The sequence below is a fragment of the Pseudoalteromonas sp. 2CM28B genome (genome assembly GCF_023161935.1).
Map to the genome: position 1 here is coordinate 198,695 of NZ_JALNTH010000001.1, position 24,283 is coordinate 222,977.

A 24,283-nucleotide genomic window follows, 5' to 3' on the forward strand; every position below is an offset into this window, starting at 1 on the left:
CCTGAGTTCAAGTTGCTAAATAAGTAGCCACGTTGCGGTGCCTAAAAAGGCAAAAATACCGACAATATCAGTCACCGTTGTAAGTACAACACTACCGGCAAGTGCAGGGTCTATATTCATTTTTTTCAATAAAATAGGAATACATGCGCCAGCAACACCAGCCACTACAAGGTTCATAAACATTGCAAATGCGAGCACGCCGCCAAGCATAAAATCCCATTGCCAAAGCGCAATTACACTGGCTATAAGTATTGACCAAATAACCCCGTTTAATGCGCCTATCGCCAGCTCTTTAGCCATTAAAAATCGTTGGTTAGTTTGGTTAATATGGCCTACGGCAATACCGCGAATAACCAGAGTTAAAGATTGGCTACCTGCTACACCACCCATTGAGGGCACAATGCCATTGAGTACAGCTAAAATAGGTAATATATCTAAGGTGCTTTCAAAAAAGCTGGCCACAAAGGCGGCAGCTAAGGCAGTGAGTAAGTTAACGCCAAGCCATACTGAGCGTTTTTTTGAGCTTTTTAAAACAGGTGCAAAGGTGTCTTCTTCATCATCAAGACCGGCAAGGCTTAATAAGCTGTGTTCTGCATCTTCACGAATAACATCAACAATATCATCAATGGTGACACGTCCAAGCAAGTGAGCGTTATCATCGACTACAGGGGCCGATATCCAGTTGTGGCGCTCAAATAACTGAGCAACTTCGCTTTCATCCATCGAAATAGGGATAGACTCACAGTCTTCATCCATTAAATCTTGAACAATTTTTTCAGGCGGATTAGTTAACAGTGTACTAAGTGATAATGCACCTAAAAAACAGTTATGTTTATCAACAACGTATAAATCATCGGTGCCCTCTGGCAGCTCACCGCGTAGCCTAATATAACGCAACACAACATCAAGTGTAACGTCTGGGCGAATGGTCACCGTATCGGTGTTCATTAGCGCGCCTGCAGAGCGCTCTTGGTAAGATAAAGCCTGTGTAGCGCGTTCGCGGTCTTGCGTATCCATAGCGCTAACCACATCTTTGTACACGGTATCAGGTAGGCTACGTAGGACTTCACCTAAATCATCGTGGCCCATATCCTCAGTGGCCGCGGCAATATGCTCAGGTTCCATTTGTGCAATGATACCTAAACGTACATCTTCAGAGAGCTCTTCTAGCACATCCCCTTGCACATCTGGGTCAACCAGTTGCCAAAGCATGCGTCTAATTTTATGCGGAGAGGATTCAAGCAGCAGTGCTGTATCACAAGGTGCTGTTTTTGCTAGCATGCGTCTTACTTGAACAAATTGCCCACTATTAAGTGATTTAGTCACTTGTTTTAGCTGCTGTAGTGGATAGTCTTGTTCAAACGCTTCTGGCATTGGCATCCTAAATATTTTTGTGTAATGGAAAGGTGTTTAGTAAGTGGAGTTGCCCACTGTCATTTTCTTTATTTTTGTGCTAAACCCAATGCTGGGACTAAATTAGTGTTTAAAATTAAGTAACCAAATTTAGCAGGGGCATGGCTTTATTACCCTAAATTAAAGCACTAAATTAGGCGAGTCGGAATACCCTAACTTACTAAATCTTTATAGTCTGGCCTGATAAGTCTTTAACTTATAAGGCTATGGTGCTTTAAATTATTCTTGTTCGTTAAATCGTTGTGCAATTAATTGCCCAACCGCATGCAAAGCTTGCTCTGAATCAGGGCCTTCACAGACTACTTTAACTTCTTTACCTTTACTGCTTTCAAGTAGCATTAAAGCTAATACGCTGTCGCCTGCGGCTTCTTTATCATCTTGGTGTAAGGTGATTTTAGCATTAAACTGCACAGCTAATTGCGCAAGGACCGTTGCCGCTCTGGCGTGTAAGCCTAATTTATTTTTTATTAAAAATGTGTCTTCACAGCGCATAAATTACTATACCTAAACTGAACAGGTTATTATTTTAAGGTTACTTTTCTTGCTCACGATGACGAATTTTGACATTCGGATGCGTCATAGCAAAGCTCTCACCAATGGCTTGCGCTAAATAAACCGAGCGATGTTGACCACCAGTACAGCCAATTGCAATAGTGAGGTAACTACGGTTATTGCGCTCTAAGTGTGGCAGCCAAGTTTGTACAAAGGTTTGAATTTGCCAAGTGAATTTTTGCACTATGCTGTGATTTGCCAAAAAATCTTTTACTGGTTGATCAAGGCCCGTAAGCGGTTTAAGTTCAGGCTCCCAGTGGGGGTTTGGCAAAAAGCGAGCATCAAAAACATAATCAGCTTCTTTAGGTATGCCGTGTTTAAAGCCAAACGATTCAAACGTTACAATAAGTTGCTTATCTTTTTTACCCAGTATTTTTTCGCGAATTGACTCTGCTAATTGGTGCACACTTAAATCGGTGGTATCAAGCATAAAGTCAGCGCGCGTTACAAGTACATCAAGCAGTTCTTTTTCTTTTTTTATTGCTAAATCAAGCGGCAGCGAATCGATGGATAAAGGGTGTAATCTGCGTGTTTCTGAAAAACGTTTGATCAATGTTTGATCATCACTATCTAAATAAAACAGTGTGGGTTTAGCAAAGTCAGGAAGGTACTCGAGAATATCGTTAAATTCGTCTTGTTCTTTGGGGATATTACGAACATCTATACTAACGGCTATTTTGTCATAGTTATCTGAAACACTTCGCACTAAAGAGGGCAGTAAGTTGACCGGAATATTATCTACGCAATAATAGCCTAAATCTTCAACCACGCGTAAAGCAACCGACTTACCTGAACCAGAACGGCCGCTTATGATAATTAACTCCATTTATAGCCCTTAGTATTTACTACGATTGATCAACAATTACTTGATACAGCTCTGCATCGGTTTTAGCACTACGCAGCTGTTTACAAAATTCTTTGTTGCTCAGTTTATCAGCTATGGTTGCCAGAGTCTTTAGGTGCTGTTGGTTATCGCCATCTGGTACGATGAGTGCAACAAAAATATCAACAGGGCAGTTATCAATAGCATCAAAGTTAACAGGTGTGTCGCTAACAAGTACTAAAGCCAGCGGCTCTTCTACGCCACCCATTCTGCCATGAGGAATGGCGATACCCCGGCCAATGCCTGTACTGCCTAGCTTTTCTCTGCTTGCCAGCGCATTAAGAATATCTTGTTGTGGTAAGTAGGGGAGCTTTTCATGAGCAAGCTCACTGATAAACTCTAAAATTCTTTTTTTACTACTAAAAAGGACCGCAGCTTTGCTGCAGTCCTGGCATACTAATGTACTTAATTTCATAATATTAGTGTCTAGCAAGCTTCTCTTTATGTTTTATGACTTGACGATCGAGCTTGTCAATCAACGAGTCTATAGCGGCATACATATCTTGGTGCTCTGTTGAGGCAAATAAATCTGCGCCACTTACATGAATAGTCGCTTCTGCTTTTTGGTTGAGTTTTTCTACATCGAGAATGACATGCACATTGCTAATATGATCTGAGTGCCTTTCTAGCTTTGCAAATTTATTATTTACATAGTCTCTAAGTGAATCAGTTACTTCTACGTGACGACCAGTTAGGTTTAGTTGCATAAGCATTTCCTCTTTGTTTTTTACGTCTTATATCAAACTCTTTCTCTGATTTGACGGTGGAATAGCTAGCGATTCACGGTATTTTGCTATTGTGCGTCTAGCTACTTTAATTCCTTGCTCTGCCAATATATCCGCAATTTTACTATCACTCAATGGTTTAGCTGAGTTTTCCGCGGCAATTAGCTTTTTAATTAGGGCACGTATTGCGGTTGATGAACACTCTCCGCCGTTTTCAGTGCTTACGTGGCTTGAGAAAAAATACTTAAGCTCAAAAATACCACGTGGCGTATGCATATATTTTTGCGTGGTAACACGCGAAATTGTCGATTCATGCATTTCTACCATTTCAGCAACATCGTTTAAAACCATTGGCTTCATGGCTTCGGGGCCATGTTCAAAAAATGCCTGTTGCTGTTTTACAATACAGTTTGTTACTTTGAGCAGCGTGTCGTTTCTGCTTTCAAGGCTTTTTATAAACCATTTAGCTTCTTGTAAGTGAGAGCGAATAAACTGGCTATCACCACTTGATTTTACGGTACGTGACATAGCCGCGTACTGACTATTTACGCGTATTTTTGGCATGCTATCTGGGTTTAGCTCTACCACCCAGCGGCCTTTTATTTTTTTAACCGACACATCCGGTATTACATACTCCGACTCTTCCCTTACTATTGTATCTGCAGGTTTTGGGTTGAGGGTATGTATTAGGGTCATGACCTCTTTAAGCTCGTCTTCTTTAAGCTTAGTCTTTTTCATTAATGTACGATAGTCGCGTGCCGCTAATAGATCAATGTGATCGGTTAAGATCATTTTAGTTTGTTCTATAAAAGGGGTGTCTTTATCAAACTGGTTTAGCTGAATACACAAGCACTCTTGTAAACTGCGCGCGGCTATACCTACAGGGTCAAATAACTGAATACGCTTTAAAACGGCTTCTATTTCATCAAGTTCAACTTCAACTTCGTCATCGTTTTCTTGGTTAAAGCTTTCTAAAATTTCTTCACAACTTAGCGTTAAAATACCCGAGTCATCTACAGCTTCTACAATGGCAATAGCAATGGCTTCGTCTGTTGGGCTAAAAGGAGTAAGCTGAAGCTGCCACATTAAGTACTCATGTAGCGTTTCAGTAGAGGCACCTTGATAAATAGACTCATCTTCTGGCATTGGGCCTGAGGATGCCGCAGGGGCTGCGCTCATGTACTCATCCCAGGTTACATCCATTGCCATATCATCGCTAACGGTGTCTTTATTTAAAGCTTCGCCACTGTCTTGCTCGTACTCGCTGGTTGTATCGTCAGCCGATGCGCTTACGGTTACATCATCCGTATCTGCTTTTTGTTCATTTTTTCCAGCCGACTCTTCCGTGTAATCTTGCTCTTCTACTTCTAATAGCGGGTTGCTATCAAGTGCTTCTTGTATTTCTTGCTGGAGATCCAATGTACTGAGCTGCAGCAAGCGAATCGCTTGTTGCAATTGTGGAGTCATTGTAAGTTGCTGGCCCATGCGCAGCTGTAATGATTGCCTCATGTATCTCTAACAATCCTTTTATGTTGTTATAATTAATATTAGCAGATGCTTGTAGGTGTGGCTTAAATGTTACAGCCTAAATTGCTCGCCTAAATAAACATCGCGTACAGTTTTGTCATTTAATACGTGTTCTGGGGTGCCAGATGCAATTAGCTCCCCATGAGAAACAATGTAGGCTTTTTCACAAACATCAAGGGTTTCTCTTACATTGTGATCGGTAATTAATACGCCAATGCCACGGTTTTTAAGATGTTCTATTATTTTCTTTATATCTAACACTGAAATCGGATCAACACCAGCAAAAGGCTCATCCAATAAAATAAATTTAGGGTTTGCTGCCAGTGCTCTGGCAATTTCTACACGGCGGCGTTCACCACCAGAAAGCGCCATACCTTGGCTATCGCGAATATGCTGGATACTAAATTCATCAAGTAAGTTGTTAAGCGTTTCTTCTCGCGCGGCTTTATTGAGCTCTTTACGCGTTTCTAAAATAGCCATTAAGTTTTGATAAACTGTCAGCTTTCTAAATATTGATGACTCTTGCGGCAAATAGCCAATGCCTAAGCGGGCGCGGCTGTGCATAGGTAATAACGTAATGTCATTATCATCAATAGAAATTTTACCTTTGTCGCTAGGTACTAACCCTACAATCATGTAAAAGGTGGTGGTTTTACCTGCGCCATTAGGGCCCAATAAGCCAACAATGCTGCCGGCTTCTACCTCAAGGCCTACATTTTTTACAACTTGGCGGCCTTTATAGCTTTTTGCTAATAGTTCTGCTTTTAAGGTGCTCATGGTTGACCTTCGTTACCTGTTTTTTCTTTAATTTTTGCTTCAACAGGCACTAAAATTGTATGGACACGATCCGTGGAGTTTTCGTCTTTTTCTGCGCTAATAAGCTGCTGCTGCATATCGTAGGTAATACTTTTAGCATTAATTTTTTGACCGGCTTGCGCGACTTCAGCATCGCCAACAAGCGTTAAAAAGCGCTTTGCTACGTCGTAACGTACTTCGTTTGCACTGGCACTCATTACGGTACCATCGTCTTGCTTTTCTTCGAAGTAGGCTGGGCTGCCAGTAGCAATAAGGAGTTGTTTGTTATCCCCTAAGTCTTCACGTTTATGTACTTCGAGTCGGTCGGCTGTAATTTTGCGATTGCCATGCACAATTTCGACGTTCTTTTCAAAAATACCTACGTTTTCTTTAAGTTGGCCTTCTTGACGGTCTGCACTAATAGAAATTTGATTTGCTGGCGGTTGAGCAGCAGGCTCAGCAGCAGAGGCGCTAAATGCAAGCATTAGCGATGGGATAATAAGTATTTTAGTGAGTTTATTGGTCATAATATATTGTTCGCGTATGGTTAATTAGTTTTATTACTTCGGTTTTTAAATCGGCTTCAAGGCCTTTACCGACAATTTTTAAATTAGGCCCAGTGACAACCACTGGCTGCTCAGAGCGCATTGTTAGCGCTTTAATGTCGACTTCGATGTTATCGGCATTGATGTTATCTATCATGGCGTTATCAACTAAATTTTTAGCAACCACGTTGCCTTCTAAAATAAGTTGTTTATCTTCGTAAAGCGTCGCTTCGTCTGCATTTATTCGCCATGTTTGCTTTTCGTTATATAAAGTAAAAATAGGTTTTTCAAAAAATGTAAAACCAAGCTGTTGGTACAGCTCCATTTTAGCCGCGGTGACTTTATGGCTTATTTTACCTTGCTCGTCATAAGCTGTTTGCTTAAGCTCTATAGCGGTGTAATCGGGCTTTGCAATTACTTCAGGTTCTTGCTCTGGCGCTACATTGGTTTGGGTAAAATAAGGGTACCAAAGCCAAACCATACAGCCGATGAATAACGCACTGAGTATAACGCGTGCTGCATTCATGAACTGGTGCCTTGTGTTGTAAGCGCTATGCCGTTCTCCAGCATAAGTAAGTCTGTGAGCTCTCTAACGGCGCCAAAGCCGCCAGGCATTTGCGTAGTGTAATGCGATAAGCGCTTAATTAGTGGGTGCGCATCGTTAACTGCAACGGCAAAGCCAACGCGCTCCATAACAGGCATGTCAGGACCATCGTCGCCAATATAGGCTATTTGTTCATCAGTTAACTTTAAAGTGTTTTTGAGTTCTTGATAAGCAATAAGTTTGTCTTCTTGGCCTTGATAAATGTGCTGCACGGTTAAGCTGCTCATGCGAGTTTGCACTATTTCTGAGTGACGCCCCGTAATGACCGCAACTTCAAAACCGCTATTGATCAGCGCTTTAATGCCAAAACCATCTTTTGTATTAAATGCTTTTAATTCTTCGCCTTGGTTACCGAGGTAAATTCGGCCATCAGAAAATACACCATCAATATCGCATATGAGTAGTTTTACTTTTTTGGCGCGTGCTTTGGCATCATCGCTTAGCGGTTGATAGAGATCTTCAAATTGCATTTATAATACTCCTGCTTTTAAGAGGTCTTGCATATTTAAGGCGCCTATTGGCTGGTTTTTATCATCGACCACAATTAAACCATTAATACGTTTATTTTCCATTATGTTTAGGGCCTCAGCTGCAAGTATATCGGCCGTGGCAGTTGTGCATGATTTGGTCATAACTTGGCTAATAGCGGTGCTATGTATATCAACTCTTTGCTCTAAAATACGGCGTAAGTCACCGTCGGTAAAAAGGCCGGCAAGCTGTTGATTGTTATCTACAATAGCGGTCATGCCCAGCCCTTTGGCTGACATTTCTATTAACGCGTCTTTAATTGTTTGCGTTACACCTATAATAGGGGTGTTTGCGCCGCTGTGCATTACATCTTTTAAAGTGAGCAACAATCGCTTACCTAAACTGCCACCAGGGTGAGAGAGTGCAAAGTCATCGGCGGTAAAGCCGCGTGCTTCTAAAAGCGCAACCGCCATTGCATCACCCATTGCTAAAGTGGCAGTGGTGCTTGCTGTAGGCGCTAAACCTAATAAACACGCTTCTTGTTCTACTTTTATGCATACGTGCACATCGGCAAGTGTTGCCATAGTAGAGAGCGGGTTGCCTGTCATCGATATTATTTTTGCGCCAAGGCGTTTAAGCACCGGAATAATATTGAGGACTTCGCTGGTTTCGCCCGAGTTTGATATAAGCATAACCACGTCATTTTTGGTTATCATGCCTAAATCACCATGGCTTGCTTCGCCTGGGTGAACAAAAAAAGCAGGGCTGCCTGTACTTGCAAGGGTGGCAGCAATTTTATTACCAATATGGCCTGATTTACCCATGCCAATAACAATAATGCGGCCTTGGCAATCAAACATGAGCTGACACGCACTATGAAAGTTTTCGTCAACGTATTGTGTAATATCTGCAAGCGCTTGGCGTTCAATGTTTAATACGCGTAAACCTTGCTCTATAAAATTTAGTTGTGCCATTGTTACCCTACTTGACTAAAAATATAACCTTGGTACACCAAAAATGCGATGAGTAATAGGCCACCTTCTACTCTATTGATACGCTGAGAACCTCTAAAGTTCAATGACATAATAATAAGCGCAAGCGTAGCACCTAACATAATAAGTATGTCGCGGTTTGCAAGTGACGGGTCAACCACTGATGGGTTAATAATACCTGCAAGTGGTAATACCGCTAAAATATTAAATATATTTGAGCCCACAATATTACCTAGGGCTAAATCATCTTCGTTTTTAAGTACACCCGCTACAGAAGCTGCAAGTTCAGGTAAACTTGTGCCAATGGCGATAATGGTTAAGCCAATAACTAAGTCGCTTAAACCAAAGTATTTAGCAATATCGACTGCTGAACCAACTAAAAAGTGTGAGCTAACAGGCAATAAAACCATGCCGACAATTAGCCATAAAACGGCTTTCTTAGTTGGTACATCGTTAGGAACCTCATCGCAGGCTTCTGAGACAAAAGGGTCATCTTGATTTTTTGCGCGCAAAGAAACCACAATCAAGCCACCAATAAACACAGCAAATGCAACTAGCAATGCCACCCCTTCGGTGAGCGAGAAGTAGTTGTCTGAAAATACATACCACGTAGCCAAGGATACCAGCATAACAAGCGGCATTTCGCGTTTTAAAGTGCTTGATGACACACTCAAAGGGCGTAGTAGCGCAGTAATACCTAATACAAGTAAGATGTTTGTTATATTTGAACCTACCGCGTTACCGACCGCTGTGTCGGTTTTATTTGCCAAAGCAGCCGAGGCCGATACCATCATTTCAGGGGCCGAAGAACCCATAGCAACAACCGTTAAGCCAACAATTAAAGTAGGGACTCCAAAGTTTTTAGCAAGCGCTGCCGCACCGTATACAAATCGGTCGGCGCTCCACACAAGTGCAGCAAAACCAAGAATTAAAATAACAAACGAGGTAACCATTATGTTAAGCCAGATGTTCAAAATACAGATGGCGCGAATAGTAACAAAAGCCAACATGAAAGTATAAGCAAAAGAGCAGGGTCTACTATTGCAGTGCGTGAATTTTATGCGCTTAAGCAAAGGTTAAGGCAATTTACTTCAGCCTTAGAGCGCTTTTTGTAGGCGTATTACAAAATCTTACGAATTGTTTTTTCCATCTTGGCTAAAAAACCCTTAAAATAGGAGCACGAGTGAACATTGTTACGGAGAGCGACTTGTCGCAATCAATAGTAGAAGTCAAGGATGTTAGCTTTTCGCGAGGCGATAGAACCATATATAAAAATATGAGTTTTAGTGTTCCTAAAGGTAAGATAACAGCGATTATGGGGCCAAGCGGAATTGGCAAAACCACAATGCTACGCTTAATTGGTGGGCAGCTTAAGCCTGACGCCGGCGATATTTTATTCGAAGGTGGCAGTATTCCTAGTATGTCGCGCAAAGAGTTATATGCGGCACGAACCAAAATGAGCATGCTGTTTCAAAGCGGTGCGTTATTTACTGATATGTCGGTATTTGACAACATTGCATTTCCTCTGCGAGAGCACACCAAGTTAAGTGAAGCGTTAATTAAACTAGTCGTATTAATGAAACTGCAAGCGGTGGGTTTACGCGGTGCTAAAGATTTAATGCCTTCTGAGCTTTCTGGCGGTATGGCCAGACGAGCAGCACTTGCACGTGCTATTGCACTGGACCCAGAACTTATTATGTATGATGAGCCTTTTGCCGGCCAAGACCCAATATCTATGGGTGTATTGGTAAAGCTTATTAAGTCGTTAAATGAAGTGCTAGGTTTATCATCCCTTATTGTAACCCACGATGTGACGGAGGTAATGAGTATTGCCGATCACGTTATTATTATTGCCGATCAAGGCGTAATAGGGGCAGGGACACCGGATGAAATGCGTAATCATGAATCTCCATTAGTACAGCAGTTTTTAAAAGGGTTATCGGATGGGCCTGTGCCATTTCATTATCCTGCACAAACGTATGCTGATGAGCTGTTAGGAGAAAACGCTTAATGTTGGATTTATTTCAAAAGTTAGGTCATAAAACGCTGGGGCGTTTTGCTGCATTAGGGCGCTCTGCCAACATGCTTTTTAATGCATTGTGGAATGTACCTAACTTTAAAAAAGGCACACCGCTGTTAGTGCGCCAACTTTATATGGTTGGTTCGCAATCATTATTAATTATTATGGTGTCGGGTTTGTTTATTGGTATGGTGCTTGCGCTGCAAGGTTACACTGTATTGGTTGGCTATGGCGCCGAAGACAGCCTAGGCCCATTAGTTGCGCTTAGTTTATTACGCGAACTAGGCCCTGTGGTTACAGCGCTATTATTTGCTGGGCGCGCTGGAAGTGCGCTAACGGCAGAAATAGGCTTAATGAAAGCCACTGAGCAACTCTCTTCACTAGAAATGATGGCTATAGACCCTCTCAAGCGCATTATTGCACCGCGCTTTTGGGCAGGTTTTATTAGTATGCCATTGCTTGCACTTATTTTTTCTGCGGTTGCCATTATCGGTGCTCATTTAGTTGGGGTTGATTGGTTAGGCGTAGATACCGGCAGCTTTTGGTCGATAATGCAATCGCAAGTATCGTTTCAAGAAGATGTATTAAACGGCATGATCAAAAGTTTTGTATTTGCCATGGTAGTGACCTGGATTGCGCTTTATAAGGGCTACGACTGTATCCCAACCTCAGAAGGGATCAGTAAAGCAACAACAGAAACAGTCGTACACTCATCACTGGCAGTATTAGGGTTTGACTTTATTTTGACAGCGGTAATGTTTACCAGCTAATAGGGTATAGATAATGAATTCACGGAAATTAGAGATTTTAGTTGGCTTTTTTGTCGCATTAGGCATTTTAGCGTTTGCAATGTTAGCACTTAAAGTGGCTAATTCGGGTATTAGCGGGTCGGGCGAAACCTACACGCTAAATGCAAAGTTTGAAAATATCGGCTCACTTAAAGCGCGTGCACCGGTAAAAGTAGGCGGTGTAGTGATTGGCCGTGTTGAATCTATTTATGTACACCCACAGGAGTTTTTGCCTGTGGTAAATATGACGATAGATGCACAGTATTTATGTCGTTTTTCAGACACTAGCTCAATCTCAATTTTAACATCGGGTATTTTAGGGGAGCAGTACTTAGGTATTCACCCTGTTATTTCTCCTAATGCAGCAGAGCAGCGCTGTTTAGGTGAGACAGTGACCGAAAACGCACAAGATCAAGCAATCGATGAGTTATTTGGCGTAGAGAGCAAAGCGTTAGGTGATGGTGATTCAATCACAGATACTAAGTCTGCACTTGTTTTAGAAGAGTTAATTGGGCAGTTTTTATTCAACCAAGGTAGTGAGTAATTATTATGTTGAAACAGTTTTTAGCCGTTATTGCACTTGGTGCAACCCTAGCTGTGCAAAGTGTTAGCGCAGCCGAAGTTAAACTGACAGATCCTAACAAAATGGTGCGTCAGGTAGCAGAGCATACATTTGAGCGCATTAAAAAAGATCAACCGCTTATCACTAAAGATAAAGAGCACCTTCGTGTTATTGTAGAAGAAGAGCTGATGCCTTACATAGACTACAAATATGCAGCACTTCGTGTGTTGGGTAGTGAAGTGTCTAAAGTGCGTGCAATTACCGATGAAGCCGAAAAAGCCAAAGCAATTAAAGATATCCAAGAATTTATTGGCGTGTTTAGAGGCTATTTAGTTGCTACTTACGCGGGGGTATTTACTCAATACACTGACCAACATGTAGAATTTGGCGCAGAGCAGCCATTTAAAGGCAAAGATGTAGTTGTAGTAAAAACTAAAATTACAGAAGATGGCAAGCCTGACATAAAAATTGATTTTAAAGTGCGTGAAGATCGCAGCGGCGAGTGGCGCGCATACGATATGATTGCAGAAGGAATTAGCTTACTCGATGCAAAACAAAGTGAGCTACAAGGTATTTTACGCCAGCAAGGTATTGCACACGTAAGCAAATTACTAGAGCAAAAGAGCCAGTTACCTGTGCAATTTAGAGGCAACAACAGCAATGACTAAATTGGCAATTAGCCAAGTAGATGAGCAGCACTATAGGGTAAGTGGTGAACTTACCCGCAGCTCAATTGGCAATGAACAGCTTCTGAACGCCAAGTCATTAAGTAAGCATAAAACCATCTATTTTGACCTTTGTGAGGTAATGAGGGTTGACACAGCGGGCTTAGCTTGGTTAATTCACTCTTTTGCTGAATTTAAGCAACAGGGCACACGCCTTGAATTGCAAAATCCACCTGAGCAATTGCAAAATTTAATGCTGTTGGGTCAGGTAACAACTTTATTTGAGTGAGAGTTATGGAAACTAGCCAAGTCGAAACATTATTACGCGACGAACTTCAATTATCTGAAGTAAAAGTAAAAGCCAATGGTAGCCATTATGAAGTAATTGCAGTAGGTGAGTGCTTTGACGGTTTAAGCCGCGTTAAAAAGCAACAGCTAGTTTATGGCCCATTAATGAATACTATTTCAGACGGTACAATTCACGCTGTATCAATTCGTGCATTCACGCCAACTGAGTGGAAGCGTGAACAAAAATTTATTTTACCTCAATAGTTAAGGCCTCTTAATGGATCAGTTTGTAATTCAAGGTGGCACTTCACTTGCGGGTGAAGTAACTATTTCTGGCGCTAAAAATGCCGCATTACCAATTTTGTTTGCCGCACTGCTTGCCGATGGTAAAAGTACATTTACGAATGTTCCTCGCCTTCGCGATATTGTGACCACTGAGGCGCTTTTAAGCACCTTAGGCGCAACTGTAAATTGGCAAGGCGATACACTGTATATTGATGGCGCAACCGTTAATAAAACGCTTGCTCCTTATGATTTAGTTAAGCAAATGCGTGCCTCTGTTTTGGCGCTTGGGCCTTTAGTGGCGCGTTTTGGTGAGGCGCAAGTATCACTACCTGGCGGCTGTGCAATCGGCGCACGCCCGGTTGATATACATATTCAAGGTTTAGAGCGCATGGGCGCACAAATAAACGTTGAAAACGGTTATATCAATGCAAAGGTAGAAGGCCGCCTTAAAGGCGCTGAAATTTTCATGGAAATGGTCAGTGTTGGCGCAACCGAAAACTTACTAATGGCCGCAGCACTTGCCGATGGTAAAACGGTGCTTGAAAACGCAGCACGCGAGCCCGAAATTATTGACCTGGCCAATTGCCTAATTGCTATGGGTGCAAAAATTACTGGTGCAGGTACAAGCCGTATAGAAATTGATGGCGTAGAGCGTTTAGGCGGCTGTGAGCACAGCATTTTACCTGACCGCATTGAAACGGGCACTTTTTTAGTTGCAGCAGCGATGGCTGCAGGCGAAGTACTTTGTAAAAAAACAGATTTTCATTCACTTGAGCCTGTTATTGAAAAATTACGTGCCGCGAATGCATTAGTTGAAGTAAACGATGACAGCATTTATTTAGATATGCGTAATCGTGAGCTCAAAGCCGTTAATATTAAAACCATGCCACACCCTGGTTTTCCAACCGACATGCAAGCGCAGTTCACCGCGCTAAATGTAGTGGCTAATGGTAGTGCAACAATTACCGAAACCATTTTTGAAAACCGCTTTATGCACGTACCAGAGTTACAACGCATGGGCGCTAATATTCGTTTAGAAGGGCACACCGCTATTTGTGGTGAAACGCAAAGTTTAAGTGGCGCACAAGTAATGGCAACCGATTTACGCGCCTCTGCAAGCTTAATTTTGACCGGTATTGTGGCGCAAGGTGAAACGGTAGTCGATCGTATTTACCACGTAGACCGAGGCTATCAACGCATTGAAGATAAACTCAGTGGCTTAGGTGCCAATATTAAGCGCAGAAGTAGCTAATACCCATTCGCAATAATATTTATTCGCTTTAGGGTGAGAGCACACTTGCTCCTAAATTAAGCGCTGGGTTAAACACAGTTTACTTTAGACATAAAAAAAGGTCGGATACGCGTATTGCTATCCGACCTTTTTATTGCCATTTTGGTTAGAGTTTAGTTTCGAGCTCTGCAACTCTAACCATTATTTTTTCTACTTTACCGTTTCGGTACAGCTCAAATTCTATTTCTTTACCGGGCTGTGTATTGCCTATTTTTTCGAGTACTTTTTGCGGGTTGGCCACACTTAACCCTGCAATTTTAATAACGATGTCTTGCTCTTCAATGCCAGCTTGCCATGCAGGGCCTAATGGGTCTAAATTGGTGATTCGCATACCAGCAACCTCAGTAAGGCTGTCGTTTACCTCTTTGCCCGTGCTATCAACCGCAGTGCCTTCAAAGCCTAAATAGCCACGTACTACACGGCCATGGCGTATTAGCTTTGCCATTACTTCTTTAGCGAGCGAATAGGGAACAGCAAAAAATATTCCTTGGATATTAAGATTTTCACGAGTTTTAAACTGCGCAGACGTGATCCCCACTAAATCCCCATTTGAATTAACCAAAGCACCGCCAGAGTTACCTACATTTATAGCAGCATCCATTTGTAGTAAGTTGTTATAAGGGCTATCGGTAATTTTTTGTTTACCGGTGGCACTAATTATACCTTGGGTGATGGTTTGCCCTAAATTGAGTGGGTTACCAATGGCCAGCACTACATCACCTACACTGGTGGTGTAATTATCGTTTACGGGGATCACCGGCAGGTGGTCGGCGTTAATTTTTAATAAGGCTAAATCGGTAATGGTGTCAAAGCCAATTAACTGCACATCAAAAAAGCGTCGGCCATCGGTTAATATAACCAAGATTTGATCTGCATTATTTATAACGTGGTAGTTAGTTAATATGTAGCCATCTTGCGCCATAATTACGCCAGAGCCAAGCTCTTGAACGGTGTTTTGTTGCTTATATCGAGGCTCTTTAGAAATGCTTTCTGAAAAAATAGTTACTACCGACGGTGCAGCACGTTTAACCGCGTCAGCAAAACTAAGGTGATTCGAGCTCATAGCACTGGGCAAGGGAACATTAGGGAGTAAAGAGGCGCGCATATTAGGGCTGAAAAAAACCACTAAAAAAGCGATACCTAAACCGACAAACAAAGGGGGAAGTACAAATTTTAGTAATTTCAGCACGAGATTCTTATTGTTAGTGAGCAATTCTTTATGATGGCACAAAAAAAATAACAGCGGCAAGTGCTGCTGTTATTTTTATTGCTTATTTATAACGTGTTACTTATTGGATAAGTACAAAGATAGACTCTCTGCCACGTTTAACGCCAAGTACAATATTACCTTGGGTATCTTCGATAATTTTGTTCATTTGACGAATGTTTTCTACACGTTGGCGGTTAACTTGAACAATCACATCACCTTCTTCAAGGCCAACACGTGCAGAAGGAGAGCGCGGATCTACTGTGGCGACTTCAATACCTTTAGTGCCATTTTTTTGCACGTTTTCAAGTGTCGCACCTTGGAATGCAGGATGCAGTTCATCGCCTGCGGCGGTTACACCCGATGCACCATCAAGCGTTACTTTAATGGTTTTTACTTTGCCATCGCGGTAAATACCTAATTTAACTTCGCGTCCTTCACCTAACGTTGCTATTTTACTGCGCAGCTCGTGGAAGCCACTAATATCGCTGCCATTAATACTAATAATAACATCGCCAGCTTTAATACCTGCTTTGCTTGCTGCGGTATCATCCATTACTTGCATAACGTAAGCACCTTGTTTAACGTCAAGTTGCTGTGCTTTTGCAAGGCCTGCATCAAGTGGGCGGCCAGAAATACCCAGTGAGCCACGGCGTACTTCGCCATGTTCAATAATTTGGTCGACTAAGTTTTTCATCATATTTGATGGAATGGCAAAGCCAATACCAACATTTCCACCCGAGGCACCTAAAATAGCAGTATTAATACCAATGAGTTCACCATTTAGGTTAACTAAAGCGCCTCCTGAGTTACCTTGGTTAATAGCTGCATCGGTTTGAATAAAGTCTTCGTAGCCTTCAATATTTAAACCACTACGCCCTAATGCACTTACAATGCCCGAGGTTACTGTATGGCTTAAACCAAATGGATTACCAATTGCTACTGCAAAGTCGCCGACACGCAATTTATCTGAATTTGCCAGTTTAACTTCGGTTAAGTCATCTGCATCTATTTGTAATAGCGCAATATCAGACTCTTTATCGGTACCAATTTTGGTGGCTTCAAATTCACGGCCGTCTTCTAGCGTTACCACCATTTTTTCGGCATCTTGAATTACGTGGTTATTTGTTACTACATAGCCTTCGTCGGCATCAATAATAACCCCTGAGCCTAAACCGCTAAATTGGCGCTTTTGACTACGTGGTTGAGGGTTACCAAAAAAGTATTCAAGCGGGTCTGCACGACGGCGCACTTCTTTTGAGCCAGAAACCTGAATGCTCACAACGCCAGGGGTAATTTGCTCAAGCATAGGCGCAAGTGTGGGTAATTGTTGGCCGTTAACTGCAATAGGCAGTTTTGCATAAGAGGCCATTGGGCTTAGTAATAAGCTTGTAGATAAGATTGCAGCACTAATAAGTGATAATTTCATTTTCATAGTCAGGGTGTACTCCACATCACAGGAAAAGCAAAAAGGCTGCATAAGCAGCCTTTTCGAATTTAAATATAAAGCTGTTACATTTAAAGACTATGGGGTCAAAAAAAAGTTCCTCAAGATAGCACTAACATTTTAGCGTGCTCAGTATGTTAAGAGGCTTTTGCAGGTTTTGTATCGCCATTTTGCCCTGCAAATAAACCAGACTCACCCGAGACGTAATCGGCAGGTTGTGCTTGTGCCGATGAACGGTCAACCTCGCGCTCTTTTAAAGACGCTTGTAATTGCTCTGTTGTTTCTTTAGAGAAAAACGGCTCGCTAGGCGCTTTGTTTTTATCATCAAGTAAGAGTTGATTGGTTTCTTCAACATGGCTGAGTAGTTGGTCGTAGTTTTCTTTCATTTTATTCACAAGCTTACCTGTGCTTGCTAAATGATCGGCCACATCTTGGCGATACTGCTCAAGCGCGTTTTGTGCTTGCTCGGCTTGCTCTTTTAATTCATCTTGCTTAAATTGCTTTTTAGTAACGAATGCACCAACAAAAAATGCTACTACAGCAGTAATAATAATTAAACCTACCCACGTAACTGTGCCCATAACTTTACCCCTTTGGGAAAAAATATCTAATAATGCCTGATTCAAATATAAATCATCCTGTGGGTAATATACCCCGAGTTAAGATGCGTGTTAATATGTTGTGCAAATTAAACTGTGTTTAAAATGTAATTAGATATGACTCCTTGGCAAACTTACCAGCAAGATCTTAAGCGCGATGACTTTGTACATGACCAAGCACAAGAAAATGCAGTGCGCCATTTACAACGTTTATACGATGACCTCACAAATAAAAAACCACAGCAACAAGGCTTTTTTGCAAAGTTGTTTAATAAAAGCGAACCTGAGCCAATTAAAGGGCTTTATTTTTGGGGTGGTGTAGGGCGTGGTAAAACCTATTTAGTAGATACCTTTTACGAAGCGCTGCCAGGTGAGCGTAAAATGCGCGTGCATTTTCATCGCTTTATGCACCGAGTTCACGATGAACTAAAAAAGCTAAATAATAAAAGCAATCCACTGGAAATTGTTGCCGACATATTTAAAGCCGAAACCGATATCATCTGTTTTGATGAATTCTTTGTTCAAGATATTACAGATGCCATGTTACTCGGCGGCTTAATGCAGGCATTATTTGCACGCAATATAGTATTAGTCGCCACCTCTAATATAGTGCCTGATGATTTATATAAAAACGGCTTACAGCGTGCGCGTTTTATTCCGGCCATTGAACTGGTAAAAGCGAACACAGAAATAGTAAATGTAGACTCTGGTATTGATTATCGCTTGCGTACACTTGAGCAAGCCGAAATATTCCACAGCCCGTTAGATGAGCAAGCCGATAAAAACTTATTTGAATATTTTGATAAGCTCTCGCCAGAGGCGGGGGAGCTTGATCAACCCATAGAAATAGAAGGGCGCTTAATCAACACACGCAAAGTGGCTAAGTGTGTAGTGATGTTTGAATTTAGCGAATTGTGCGAAACCGCACGTAGCCAAGTCGACTACATGGAAATTAGCCGTTTATACAACACTGTTATTATTTCTAATGTTAAACAGCTTGGACAAAATAATGATGATGCAGCTAGGCGCTTTATCGCTTTAGTGGATGAGTTTTACGAACGCCATGTAACATTAATTATTTCGGCTGAAAAACCGATCACGCAACTTTATACCCAAGGTAATCTTAACTTTGAATTTAAGCGCTGCATTAGCCGCCTGCAAGAAATGCAGTCTTTAGAGTATTTAGCAAAAGAGCATTTAGCATAGCGCTAATACGACTGTATCGACTCTTTAAAGTGGCCTTATTGTTGTTTTTATATAAATGCATAAATTTTTGTAATTTTCTTGTGGAAAAAACAACCGCTCGGTAGCAATGTGTTTTAAGTGCTGGTATACTCCCGCGTCTGCCACGTTGCGTTCTATGTCCTCATATAGTTTAGCCACTTGTGAGCGGCGCTAAAGTCTAAAACTCGAAGGGGTTATAGCATACTTAGAGCGGTAGTTAATAATAACTGCCTGTGGTTTTAATTGAAAAACATTGGATTTTTATAAATGAAAACGTTTGTTGCTAAACCAGAAACAGTAAAACGTGACTGGTACGTAGTTGACGCTGAAGGTAAAACTTTAGGTCGCATCGCTACTGAAATCGCTCATCGCCTACGCGGTAAGCACAAAGCTGAATACACTCCACACGTAGATACTGGTGATTACATCATCGTTATCAACGCTGAGAAAGTTACTGTAACTGGTAACAAATTCAAAGATAAAGTGTACTACGCTCATACTGGTTTCCCAGGTGGTCTTAAGTCTACTACTTTTGATAAACTTCAAGCTGCAAAGCCTGAAATGATCATCGAAAAAGCTGTTAAAGGCATGTTGCCACGTGGTCCTTTAGGCCGCGCTATGTACCGTAAACTTAAAGTTTACGCAGGTACTGAGCACAACCATGCTGCACAACAGCCTCAGGTTCTAGACATTTAAGGAGCACTATCATGGCAAATCAATACTACGGTACAGGTCGTCGTAAAAGTTCAAGTGCTCGCGTATTCTTACGCCCAGGCACTGGTAACATCGTAATCAACAAGCGCTCTTTAGAAGAGTACTTTGGTCGCGAAACAGCACGCATGGTTGTTCGTCAAGCTCTTGAGCTTGTTGACATGACTGAAAAATTTGACCTTCACATCACCGTTGCCGGTGGTGGTACAACTGGTCAAGCTGGTGCTATCCGTCACGGTATCACTCGTGCACTTATGGAGTTTGACGAGTCATTACGTCCACAACTTCGTAAAGCAGGTTTTGTTACACGTGATGCACGTAAAGTTGAACGTAAGAAAGTGGGTCTTAAGAAAGCGCGTAAGCGTCCACAGTTCTCAAAACGTTAATTTTTACGTTATCAAGAATTCAAAAACCCAGCTTATGCTGGGTTTTTTGTTTTTGGCATTAAAATTTAAGTACTTACCTACCTCAAGCCCGCTTTTTTAAGGCTAGGCGCTGATCATATTTTATAAATACTGCGTATTTAATGTACGAAAGCTTTAAAATACCCATTTCGCTGCAAAAAAGTTAAATAATTATCGCAATTAGTGTAAATCCATCAGTTAATTGGTGGAATTTTTTGCTACAATTGGCTGGCAAGTAGTATGAGCAAGTTCAACATCACCATGTACAGTTTATCTGTTTCCTCGTAGTGGGGTTGATCTTGGTCAGTATATTGTTTTTACAGAAGCGCTATTATAGTCATTCGGCTTTATTCTCGAGCTTACTTTATCAAACTATTGATCAAGTCGGGTTATTCGAGCGTGAGGCTGTGAATAACCTTGTTTTAATCAAGGGTTTTAATTATGATCGCTTCTATTTTAAAAATTTCGAAAAATTAACCTGCTGTAACTGATGTTCTCAATATAGCAAGTGTTGAGAATCATAGTGGAGATAAGTGGATGAGCAATGCGCCTGTAGACAATGGCCGACGTCGCTTTTTAACCATAGCTACCTCTGTTGTAGGTGGTGTTGGTGCGGCTGGGGCTGCTGTTCCTTTTATTGCGTCTTGGAATCCAAGTGAGCGAGCTAAATCTGCGGGTGCGCCTGTAGAAGTAGATATCAGCAAACTTGAGCCAGGACAATTAATACGTGTCGAGTGGCGTGGTAAACCTGTATGGGTTGTATCACGTACCCCTAAAATGCTTGAGCAGATGAAAGAACATGAAGGTCAACTTCGTGATCCGCAATCGCAAGAGCCACAACAACTAGAATCATCAACAAATGATTACCGTTCATTACGCCCAGAGATTTTTGTCGCTGTTGGTATTTGTACGCATTTAGGGTGTTCTCCAGGCTTTTTCCAAGGTAACTTTAGTGAAAAAGTTGAAGGGACAGATGATGGTTTTTACTGTCCATGTCACGGTTCTAAATTTGATATGGCTGGGCGAGTATTTCAATCAGTTCCTGCACCATTGAACTTAGAAGTACCACCTTATACTTTTCTTGATGAAACCACTATTTTAGTGGGCGAAGAAAAAGGGGTAGCCTAATGTTTGGTAAAATTGTTAGTTGGATTGACGACCGTATCCCAATGACACGTGTTTGGAACATGCACATTGCACAGTATCCAGCACCTAAAAACTTTAACTTCTGGTACTTTTTTGGCTCGCTAGCCATGTTAGTACTAGTAAACCAAATACTTACTGGTATTTGGTTAACGATGAACTTTGTTCCCTCTTCTGAAGGCGCTTTCGCATCAGTAGAGTACATCATGCGTGATGTTGAATACGGTTGGTTATTACGTTATTTACACTCAACGGGTGCATCTGCGTTTTTCATCGTTGTTTATATGCATATGTTCCGTGGCATGATCTACGGCTCTTACCAAAAACCACGTGAATTACTGTGGTTGTTCGGTATGTTTATTTTCTTAGCATTAATGGCTGAAGCCTTCATGGGTTACTTACTACCATGGGGTCAAATGTCGTTCTGGGGTGCGCAGGTAATCATTTCGTTATTCGGGGCTATTCCGGTAATTGGTGATGACTTAACACTTTGGATCCGTGGTGACTACGTAATATCGGGTGCAACGCTTAACCGCTTCTTTGCATTACACGTTATTGCACTACCATTGGTTATTGTAATTTTAGTGTTCTTACACATTGTTGCGCTGCACGAAGTGGGCTCTAACAACCCTGACGGTGTTGAAATAAAACGCAAAAAAGGCACTGTGGCTGAAGAAGATAAGTCTAAATTTAAATTCCATGAGTATTACACCGACAAAAAAGACATTGTTGATGCGATACCGTTCCACCCGTACTACACAGTAAAAGATATTGTGGGCGTGGTTGGTTTCTTAATCTTGTTCTGTTGGGTTGTATTCTTTATGCCTGCGATGAATGGTTTCTTCCTAGAAGCGCCAAACTTTGAAGCAGCAAACCCACTTAAAACACCAGAGCACATTTTCCCAGTTTGGTACTTTACGCCATTCTATGCAATCTTACGTGCAATCCCTGATAAGCTTATCGGTGTTGCGGCAATGGGTGCGTCAATTGTGGTACTCGCATTGTTACCGTGGATTGACCGTGGTCGTGTTAAGTCGGTTCGTTACCGTTGTGGTTTCCACAAATGGAACATTGCAGGTTTCGTTGTAACTTTCGTTCTTTTAGGTTGGGTGGGTGCAACTCCACAAACTGATATGAAAACGATAATTTCTCAAATCTGTACTGTGACTTACTTTATGTTCTTCGTACTGTTATTTATATACAGTAAGAATGAAAAAACTAAGCCATTGCCTGAGAGGTTAACGAAATGATGAAAAAGCTACTTATTGGTGTATTTGCTTTATCAGTAAACTTGCTGCCTAACATGGTTATGGCCGCGGGTCCTTCGGTTCCTCTTATGGAAGCGGGTAACGATATATCTGATCAGCCTTCTTTGCAGCGCGGCGCAAAGTTGTTCATGAACTACTGTCTTGGTTGTCACCAAATGCAGTATCAACGTTATGAACGTACTTTCCGTGATATTGGTATTCCTACCGAGCTTGGTAAAGAGCAATTGATTTTTGATGGTTCAAAAGTAGGTGGCCATATTCTTAACGCTATCGCAAAAGAAGATGCTGCTAAATGGTTTGGTGCGGCTCCGCCGGATCTAACCAATGTGGCGCGTGTGCGCGGCAGTGATTGGATTTACACTTACTTAAAATCGTTTTATAAAGATGAATCTCGCCCGTTTGGCGTAAATAATACGTTATTCCCATCGGTGGGTATGCCGCATGTTCTTCAAGAACTACAAGGGCTACCAACACCTATCATTGAAGAAGTTGAACAGCATGGTCAAACAGTGACTAAAGTTGTTGGTACTGAAACAGATGGTAAGGGCGAATTAAGCGTTGATGAATACGATCAAGCGGTTCGTGATTTAACGAATTTCTTAGAGTATGTAGGTGAACCTACACGCCTTGAGTCAGAAGCGTTAGGTATTAAGGTAATTGGATTTTTAGTTATCCTGTTTATCTTGGCATTTATGCTTAAGAAAGAATACTGGAGAGATGTTCATTAATTTGAGCATTTTACAAGGTAATTTTGCAATAGGGGCTTAAGCCCCTATTGCTGTTTTAGTTATTTAATGGAGGTATAGGCATGGCCGTAGCTGCCAATAAGCGCCCTGTAATGACCCTTTTTTCTGGTGCTAACTGTATGTATAGCCACCAAGTACGTATTGTACTTGCAGAAAAAGGTGTAAGTGTAGATATTCATTTGGCTGAAAAGGATAACTTGCCAGAGGCACTTCACGAAATTAACCCTTACGGTACAGTACCCACACTGATTGACCGTGAGCTTGGCTTATATCAGGCAAACATCATCATGGAATACCTTGATGAACGTTTCCCTCATCCTCCACTAATGCCTGTGTATCCGGTAATGCGTGGTCGTAGCCGTTTAATGATGCACCGTATTGATACTGATTGGTACAGCCTTGCTGAAAAAATCATTAACAATACAGCAGATGCTGCACAAGCTCGTAAAGAGTTAACTGAAGCGTTACTTGCAATTGCACCAATCTTTAACGAAGCTCCATACTTTATGAGTGAAGAGTTTAGCTTAGTGGATTGTTATTTAGCACCACTATTATGGCGTTTACCAGAGTTTGGTATTGAGCTTAATGGCTCTGGCGCTAAAGAGCTAAAAGAGTACATGATCCGCTTATTTGAGCGTGAGTCATTCCAAGCTTCTTTAACTGAAGCTGAGCGTGAGATCCGTTTATAATGACGCCTAATCGTCCTTATTTACTACGTGCTTTTTTTGATTGGATCGTAGATAACGACTGCACACCACATTTAGTGGTTGATGCGCAGTACCCAGCAGTACAAGTGCCTACGCAGTTTGTACAAGATGGCCAAATAGTGCTTAATATTAGCCCTTCTGCCGTTACTGGGTTTTCGTTAGATATGGAACAACTAAGCTTTAATGCGCGCTTTGGCGGACAGCCAATGCAAGTATATGTGCCTTTAGGTGCGGTACTTGCTATTTATGCGCGTGAAAATGGCGAAGGAACAGTCTTTACTGCAGATGAGTTTTTAGAGGACGAAGACGATTTTGCACCTGACCTTGAAAGTGTGGAAACATCAGATGAGATTATTGATGAAACCCCGCCAGAAAAGCCAGAAAAGAAAAAAGGCTCACATTTACGCGTCATCAAGTAACGCTT

The 24,283-nt window shown here is 41.7% G+C and carries 30 protein-coding genes and 1 pseudogene; 16 read left to right on the forward strand and 15 right to left on the reverse strand.

The annotated features are described in order from the left end of the window. Positions 1-15: 15 nt before the first annotated feature. The 12 genes from mgtE to MTN96_RS00935 all read right to left on the reverse strand — a co-directional run bounded on the left by mgtE (position 16) and on the right by MTN96_RS00935 (position 9,457). Positions 16-1,374 carry a magnesium transporter gene (mgtE, locus tag MTN96_RS00880; protein ID WP_004589080.1) on the reverse strand — a complete coding sequence of 453 codons (1,359 nt, stop codon included), beginning with the start codon at positions 1,372-1,374 and terminating at the stop codon, positions 16-18. A gap of 258 nt (positions 1,375-1,632) precedes the next feature. Beyond that, entirely contained in the window at positions 1,633-1,905 is a 273-nt protein-coding gene (locus MTN96_RS00885) for an HPr family phosphocarrier protein (protein WP_248530514.1), read from the reverse strand. Positions 1,906-1,945: 40 nt separating this feature from the next. Continuing rightward, positions 1,946-2,791, reverse strand: coding sequence for an RNase adapter RapZ (gene rapZ / locus MTN96_RS00890; protein ID WP_004589082.1), 846 nt, complete (start codon positions 2,789-2,791; stop codon positions 1,946-1,948). 19 nt (positions 2,792-2,810) lie between these two features. After that, positions 2,811-3,263 (reverse strand): PTS sugar transporter subunit IIA, encoded by a 453-nt coding sequence (locus MTN96_RS00895; protein ID WP_004589083.1) that lies wholly within the window; start codon positions 3,261-3,263, stop codon positions 2,811-2,813. Positions 3,264-3,267: 4 nt separating this feature from the next. Then, a complete protein-coding gene (hpf, locus tag MTN96_RS00900; RefSeq protein ID WP_004589084.1) occupies positions 3,268-3,555 on the reverse strand; it encodes a ribosome hibernation promoting factor in 288 nt (95 codons plus the stop codon). A gap of 27 nt (positions 3,556-3,582) precedes the next feature. Further along, complete coding sequence (locus MTN96_RS00905) at positions 3,583-5,082, reverse strand: RNA polymerase factor sigma-54 (protein WP_004589085.1); 1,500 nt, start codon at positions 5,080-5,082, stop codon at positions 3,583-3,585. A 69-nt stretch (positions 5,083-5,151) separates the two neighbouring features. Beyond that, a complete protein-coding gene (lptB, locus tag MTN96_RS00910; protein WP_004589086.1) occupies positions 5,152-5,877 on the reverse strand; it encodes an LPS export ABC transporter ATP-binding protein in 726 nt (241 codons plus the stop codon). Continuing rightward, positions 5,874-6,422: a lipopolysaccharide transport periplasmic protein LptA gene (gene lptA, locus MTN96_RS00915; protein WP_004589087.1), complete on the reverse strand. Its 549-nt coding sequence runs from the start codon at positions 6,420-6,422 to the stop codon at positions 5,874-5,876. Before lptA ends, lptB begins: the two co-directional genes overlap by 4 nt. Beyond that, the gene (gene lptC, locus MTN96_RS00920) at positions 6,412-6,966 is read right to left on the reverse strand and encodes an LPS export ABC transporter periplasmic protein LptC (protein ID WP_004589088.1); all 555 of its coding nucleotides are present in this window, start codon (positions 6,964-6,966) and stop codon (positions 6,412-6,414) included. The genes lptA and lptC overlap by 11 nt, the downstream gene beginning before the upstream one ends. Next, positions 6,963-7,514, reverse strand: coding sequence for a 3-deoxy-manno-octulosonate-8-phosphatase KdsC (gene kdsC, locus MTN96_RS00925; RefSeq protein WP_004589089.1), 552 nt, complete (start codon positions 7,512-7,514; stop codon positions 6,963-6,965). The genes lptC and kdsC overlap by 4 nt, the downstream gene beginning before the upstream one ends. Beyond that, entirely contained in the window at positions 7,515-8,486 is a 972-nt protein-coding gene (locus tag MTN96_RS00930) for a KpsF/GutQ family sugar-phosphate isomerase (RefSeq protein WP_248530515.1), read from the reverse strand. Between the two features lie 2 nt (positions 8,487-8,488). Further along, positions 8,489-9,457 (reverse strand): calcium/sodium antiporter, encoded by a 969-nt coding sequence (locus MTN96_RS00935; RefSeq protein ID WP_248530516.1) that lies wholly within the window; start codon positions 9,455-9,457, stop codon positions 8,489-8,491. A 254-nt stretch (positions 9,458-9,711) separates the two neighbouring features. Here MTN96_RS00935 and MTN96_RS00940 point away from each other — a divergent pair, with 254 nt between their 5' ends. Genes MTN96_RS00940 through murA form a run of 7 tightly spaced genes read left to right on the forward strand, consistent with a single transcriptional unit; the run spans position 9,712 to position 14,364 of the window. Further along, positions 9,712-10,515: an ATP-binding cassette domain-containing protein gene (locus tag MTN96_RS00940; RefSeq protein WP_004589092.1), complete on the forward strand. Its 804-nt coding sequence runs from the start codon at positions 9,712-9,714 to the stop codon at positions 10,513-10,515. Next, a complete protein-coding gene (mlaE, locus tag MTN96_RS00945; protein ID WP_024033330.1) occupies positions 10,515-11,294 on the forward strand; it encodes a lipid asymmetry maintenance ABC transporter permease subunit MlaE in 780 nt (259 codons plus the stop codon). Before MTN96_RS00940 ends, mlaE begins: the two co-directional genes overlap by 1 nt. 13 nt (positions 11,295-11,307) lie before the next feature. Further along, positions 11,308-11,856 (forward strand): outer membrane lipid asymmetry maintenance protein MlaD, encoded by a 549-nt coding sequence (gene mlaD, locus MTN96_RS00950; protein ID WP_004589094.1) that lies wholly within the window; start codon positions 11,308-11,310, stop codon positions 11,854-11,856. Between the two features lie 5 nt (positions 11,857-11,861). Beyond that, positions 11,862-12,542: a phospholipid-binding protein MlaC gene (locus tag MTN96_RS00955; protein ID WP_248530517.1), complete on the forward strand. Its 681-nt coding sequence runs from the start codon at positions 11,862-11,864 to the stop codon at positions 12,540-12,542. Beyond that, positions 12,535-12,828 carry a lipid asymmetry maintenance protein MlaB gene (locus MTN96_RS00960; protein ID WP_138577852.1) on the forward strand — a complete coding sequence of 98 codons (294 nt, stop codon included), beginning with the start codon at positions 12,535-12,537 and terminating at the stop codon, positions 12,826-12,828. Before MTN96_RS00955 ends, MTN96_RS00960 begins: the two co-directional genes overlap by 8 nt. A gap of 5 nt (positions 12,829-12,833) precedes the next feature. Next, positions 12,834-13,091, forward strand: coding sequence for a BolA family protein (locus MTN96_RS00965; RefSeq protein ID WP_004589097.1), 258 nt, complete (start codon positions 12,834-12,836; stop codon positions 13,089-13,091). Positions 13,092-13,104: 13 nt separating this feature from the next. After that, positions 13,105-14,364 carry a UDP-N-acetylglucosamine 1-carboxyvinyltransferase gene (gene murA / locus MTN96_RS00970; protein WP_004589098.1) on the forward strand — a complete coding sequence of 420 codons (1,260 nt, stop codon included), beginning with the start codon at positions 13,105-13,107 and terminating at the stop codon, positions 14,362-14,364. Positions 14,365-14,509: 145 nt separating this feature from the next. Here the strand turns inward: murA and MTN96_RS00975 are convergent, their stop codons facing one another. From MTN96_RS00975 to MTN96_RS00985, 3 genes are all read right to left on the reverse strand, one after another. Then, a complete protein-coding gene (locus MTN96_RS00975) occupies positions 14,510-15,592 on the reverse strand; it encodes a trypsin-like peptidase domain-containing protein (RefSeq protein ID WP_024033328.1) in 1,083 nt (360 codons plus the stop codon). A gap of 100 nt (positions 15,593-15,692) precedes the next feature. Then, entirely contained in the window at positions 15,693-17,045 is a 1,353-nt protein-coding gene (locus MTN96_RS00980; protein WP_004589100.1) for a Do family serine endopeptidase, read from the reverse strand. 149 nt (positions 17,046-17,194) lie between these two features. Beyond that, positions 17,195-17,611, reverse strand: coding sequence for a YhcB family protein (locus MTN96_RS00985; protein WP_353683220.1), 417 nt, complete (start codon positions 17,609-17,611; stop codon positions 17,195-17,197). Here MTN96_RS00985 and MTN96_RS37230 point away from each other — a divergent pair. From MTN96_RS37230 to MTN96_RS01025, 9 genes and pseudogenes are all read left to right on the forward strand, one after another. Further along, positions 17,550-17,678 (forward strand): annotated as a pseudogene (locus MTN96_RS37230) (hypothetical protein); the annotation flags it as partial. The gene MTN96_RS00985 and the pseudogene MTN96_RS37230 sit on opposite strands and share 62 nt — an antisense overlap. Before the next feature lie 95 nt (positions 17,679-17,773). Next, positions 17,774-18,862 (forward strand): cell division protein ZapE, encoded by a 1,089-nt coding sequence (gene zapE / locus MTN96_RS00990; RefSeq protein WP_024033326.1) that lies wholly within the window; start codon positions 17,774-17,776, stop codon positions 18,860-18,862. Between the two features lie 285 nt (positions 18,863-19,147). After that, positions 19,148-19,576 (forward strand): 50S ribosomal protein L13, encoded by a 429-nt coding sequence (rplM, locus tag MTN96_RS00995; RefSeq protein WP_004589103.1) that lies wholly within the window; start codon positions 19,148-19,150, stop codon positions 19,574-19,576. A gap of 8 nt (positions 19,577-19,584) precedes the next feature. Continuing rightward, a complete protein-coding gene (rpsI, locus tag MTN96_RS01000; RefSeq protein ID WP_024600778.1) occupies positions 19,585-19,977 on the forward strand; it encodes a 30S ribosomal protein S9 in 393 nt (130 codons plus the stop codon). A 555-nt stretch (positions 19,978-20,532) separates the two neighbouring features. Continuing rightward, positions 20,533-21,123: a ubiquinol-cytochrome c reductase iron-sulfur subunit gene (gene petA / locus MTN96_RS01005; protein ID WP_004589105.1), complete on the forward strand. Its 591-nt coding sequence runs from the start codon at positions 20,533-20,535 to the stop codon at positions 21,121-21,123. Then, a complete protein-coding gene (locus MTN96_RS01010; protein WP_004589106.1) occupies positions 21,123-22,388 on the forward strand; it encodes a cytochrome b N-terminal domain-containing protein in 1,266 nt (421 codons plus the stop codon). The genes petA and MTN96_RS01010 overlap by 1 nt, the downstream gene beginning before the upstream one ends. Beyond that, positions 22,385-23,134 (forward strand): cytochrome c1, encoded by a 750-nt coding sequence (locus MTN96_RS01015; protein ID WP_024033324.1) that lies wholly within the window; start codon positions 22,385-22,387, stop codon positions 23,132-23,134. The genes MTN96_RS01010 and MTN96_RS01015 overlap by 4 nt, the downstream gene beginning before the upstream one ends. A gap of 80 nt (positions 23,135-23,214) precedes the next feature. Then, entirely contained in the window at positions 23,215-23,841 is a 627-nt protein-coding gene (gene sspA / locus MTN96_RS01020) for a stringent starvation protein SspA (RefSeq protein WP_004589108.1), read from the forward strand. Further along, positions 23,841-24,278 (forward strand): ClpXP protease specificity-enhancing factor, encoded by a 438-nt coding sequence (locus MTN96_RS01025; RefSeq protein WP_004589109.1) that lies wholly within the window; start codon positions 23,841-23,843, stop codon positions 24,276-24,278. Before sspA ends, MTN96_RS01025 begins: the two co-directional genes overlap by 1 nt. The last annotated feature ends 5 nt before the right edge of the window (positions 24,279-24,283 follow it).

Coding starts and splice junctions, on each gene's coding strand:
- mlaE (WP_024033330.1), top strand. CDS start 10,515: ATGTTGGATTTATTTCAAAAGTTAGGTCATAAAACGCTGGGGCGTTTT.
- MTN96_RS00955 (WP_248530517.1), top strand. CDS start 11,862: ATGTTGAAACAGTTTTTAGCCGTTATTGCACTTGGTGCAACCCTAGCT.
- mlaD (WP_004589094.1), top strand. CDS start 11,308: ATGAATTCACGGAAATTAGAGATTTTAGTTGGCTTTTTTGTCGCATTA.
- zapE (WP_024033326.1), top strand. CDS start 17,774: ATGACTCCTTGGCAAACTTACCAGCAAGATCTTAAGCGCGATGACTTT.
- MTN96_RS00895 (WP_004589083.1), bottom strand. CDS start 3,263: ATGAAATTAAGTACATTAGTATGCCAGGACTGCAGCAAAGCTGCGGTC.
- MTN96_RS00905 (WP_004589085.1), bottom strand. CDS start 5,082: ATGAGGCAATCATTACAGCTGCGCATGGGCCAGCAACTTACAATGACT.
- murA (WP_004589098.1), top strand. CDS start 13,105: ATGGATCAGTTTGTAATTCAAGGTGGCACTTCACTTGCGGGTGAAGTA.
- lptC (WP_004589088.1), bottom strand. CDS start 6,966: ATGAATGCAGCACGCGTTATACTCAGTGCGTTATTCATCGGCTGTATG.
- MTN96_RS00960 (WP_138577852.1), top strand. CDS start 12,535: ATGACTAAATTGGCAATTAGCCAAGTAGATGAGCAGCACTATAGGGTA.
- rapZ (WP_004589082.1), bottom strand. CDS start 2,791: ATGGAGTTAATTATCATAAGCGGCCGTTCTGGTTCAGGTAAGTCGGTT.
- MTN96_RS00930 (WP_248530515.1), bottom strand. CDS start 8,486: ATGGCACAACTAAATTTTATAGAGCAAGGTTTACGCGTATTAAACATT.
- lptB (WP_004589086.1), bottom strand. CDS start 5,877: ATGAGCACCTTAAAAGCAGAACTATTAGCAAAAAGCTATAAAGGCCGC.
- lptA (WP_004589087.1), bottom strand. CDS start 6,422: ATGACCAATAAACTCACTAAAATACTTATTATCCCATCGCTAATGCTT.
- MTN96_RS00965 (WP_004589097.1), top strand. CDS start 12,834: ATGGAAACTAGCCAAGTCGAAACATTATTACGCGACGAACTTCAATTA.
- mgtE (WP_004589080.1), bottom strand. CDS start 1,374: ATGCCAGAAGCGTTTGAACAAGACTATCCACTACAGCAGCTAAAACAA.
- MTN96_RS01025 (WP_004589109.1), top strand. CDS start 23,841: ATGACGCCTAATCGTCCTTATTTACTACGTGCTTTTTTTGATTGGATC.
- MTN96_RS01010 (WP_004589106.1), top strand. CDS start 21,123: ATGTTTGGTAAAATTGTTAGTTGGATTGACGACCGTATCCCAATGACA.
- MTN96_RS00980 (WP_004589100.1), bottom strand. CDS start 17,045: ATGAAAATGAAATTATCACTTATTAGTGCTGCAATCTTATCTACAAGC.
- kdsC (WP_004589089.1), bottom strand. CDS start 7,514: ATGCAATTTGAAGATCTCTATCAACCGCTAAGCGATGATGCCAAAGCA.
- sspA (WP_004589108.1), top strand. CDS start 23,215: ATGGCCGTAGCTGCCAATAAGCGCCCTGTAATGACCCTTTTTTCTGGT.
- MTN96_RS01015 (WP_024033324.1), top strand. CDS start 22,385: ATGATGAAAAAGCTACTTATTGGTGTATTTGCTTTATCAGTAAACTTG.
- hpf (WP_004589084.1), bottom strand. CDS start 3,555: ATGCAACTAAACCTAACTGGTCGTCACGTAGAAGTAACTGATTCACTT.
- MTN96_RS00885 (WP_248530514.1), bottom strand. CDS start 1,905: ATGCGCTGTGAAGACACATTTTTAATAAAAAATAAATTAGGCTTACAC.
- petA (WP_004589105.1), top strand. CDS start 20,533: ATGAGCAATGCGCCTGTAGACAATGGCCGACGTCGCTTTTTAACCATA.
- rplM (WP_004589103.1), top strand. CDS start 19,148: ATGAAAACGTTTGTTGCTAAACCAGAAACAGTAAAACGTGACTGGTAC.
- MTN96_RS00935 (WP_248530516.1), bottom strand. CDS start 9,457: ATGGTTACCTCGTTTGTTATTTTAATTCTTGGTTTTGCTGCACTTGTG.